Origin of the sequence: Bacillus sp. AP50 (genome assembly GCF_040492675.1) — a bacterium.
In the GTDB taxonomy this organism is placed as follows: Bacteria; Bacillota; Bacilli; order Bacillales; family Bacillaceae_G; genus Bacillus_A; species Bacillus_A cereus.
This window is the reverse complement of record NZ_JBEUTW010000737.1, coordinates 1-1,859: the sequence shown is the minus strand read 5'-3', so window position 1 is coordinate 1,859 and position 1,859 is coordinate 1. Positions and strand designations below refer to the sequence as shown.

Here is a 1,859-nt window from a genome sequence, read left to right as displayed (position 1 = left end):
ATATATCGTTATTATAGTAAAAGAGAAATTTTGGAAAAATATCATTTTTTTGTTTAGAAATTTTTAAATTATTGATATAATCAATTTGTAGAATTGATTATTGGTTAATTTTACTATTTTTTAATTTTAAGGGGGATTTAATAATGGCAGGACAAATTCGTATGTCACCAATATGGACAAGGTGCAAATCAAATTGAGGACATTTTACGTCAACTACAAAACTTACAAAATGAATTAAGAGGAGAATGGGAAGGTCGTGCTTTCGAAGGTTTTGACCAACAGTTCAATCAATTAAAGCCAAAAGTACAAAACTTCGCACAGCTATTACAAGAAATTAATATGCAGCTTAATAAAACTGCAGAAGCTGTTGCTAGACATGACGAAGATCTTTCTCGTAATTTCGGTCTACAATAAGACAGATAAAAAGAAATATATAATTTAGCCATGCAACCATACGTTGTATGGCTAAATTACTTTAAAACTAGAGTAAGATACGAAGTCTTTCATCAGATAGACTCGCAGTCGCAGGAGTGATAAGTAGTGAAAAAGTTCAAATGGAGCATCTTGTTGTTTATTATTTTAGCTCTTGTACTATCGACAGGGGTCTCCTATTTAGCATTAAATCAAAATGTTAAGAAAGCTAATGAGAATACTACACCAAAAATGACAGTTGCGTTGGTAAATGAAGATCAGGGCACTGTATTTGAGGGCAATAAAATAGCGTTTGGAGATCAATTTGTTAAAAATGTAAATAAAAATACGAAACAAGAATGGTACGTAGTTAGTCGCGGGGTAGCGGAAAATGGATTAAAAAATAATAATTACAATATGATGATTGTTATTCCAAATGATTTTTCTAGGAAGGCAGTTGCGATTGATTCAGAGATTCCAGAGAAATTAACGTTAAACTACAAAGTAAATGCAACTGGGAATAAGGATTTGAAAGCTGAGGCAGAAAATACAGCTTCTGTTATTTTAGAAGATTTCAATAAGCAAATAATCGACGTTTATTTTGCGAGTATTATCGGTAAGCTACAAGGTGCACAAGATAATATAGGTAAAATAATTGAAAAAGGAAACGTTCAAACAACTATGTATAAAAAAGATATACATAGTCCGTTAGCAAATTACACAAATCAATTTAAAACAGTACAGGATTATACAGGTGTTTCTGTTAATAGTTTCAAAGGATTTCAGGATGTTTTAAAAGGTTTCGGTCAAGCATTAGATGAAGGGAATAAATCTAACAGTACGTATTTAGATGGTTTTAATAACTTTCAAAAAATGCAAACTGATAACAATTTGTTAGCGAATAATTTCACAAATCAATTCAATCAATATATGAATGATATGAATACAGGCGATGCTTTAAAGCAATTAAGTGCATTGGAATCCGCTAATAAAATTATTTCAAATCAATTTACGTTTTCAGAGAAAGAACCGAATATTTTAACTGATGCTGCAGCGATTCAAAAATATTTAGCAGATGTAAAAAAACAAGTGTCTGAATATGATACAGAACTTGCAGGAAAGTTAGAAAGTGATATTCAAGAGACGGTAATTAAGAAGTTAAAGCAATCTATGTCGAATGATGGAAAGCAAGAAATCTTTATAAATACATTAATGAAACAACCAGATGCTCGAATAAAGAAACAAATCGAGAATTTAATTGCGAAATTACCTAGTTTAAACATGGAAGAAATCGGTCAAAGTGATTTGCCAGATACAACGAAATTACAACTGCAAAATGTAATTCAATTTACAAAAAAATATAATAAAGAAAATAATTTTTATTATGATCCTGTAAATAAAATATCTTTAGGAAACGCTATTAAAGAAGTAAAGGATAGACTTTATAC

1 protein-coding gene and 1 pseudogene are annotated in these 1,859 nt (G+C 30.0%); both read left to right on the top strand.

All coding sequences use genetic code 11. The annotated features are described in order from the left end of the window. The first annotated feature begins 143 nt into the window (after positions 1-143). Positions 144-414, top strand: a pseudogene (locus ABWK52_RS29040) (WXG100 family type VII secretion target). 126 nt (positions 415-540) lie between these two features. Continuing rightward, on the top strand, positions 541-1,859 hold a 1,319-nt coding region (gene esaA, locus ABWK52_RS29035; RefSeq protein WP_353772362.1), incomplete at its 3' end, for a type VII secretion protein EsaA.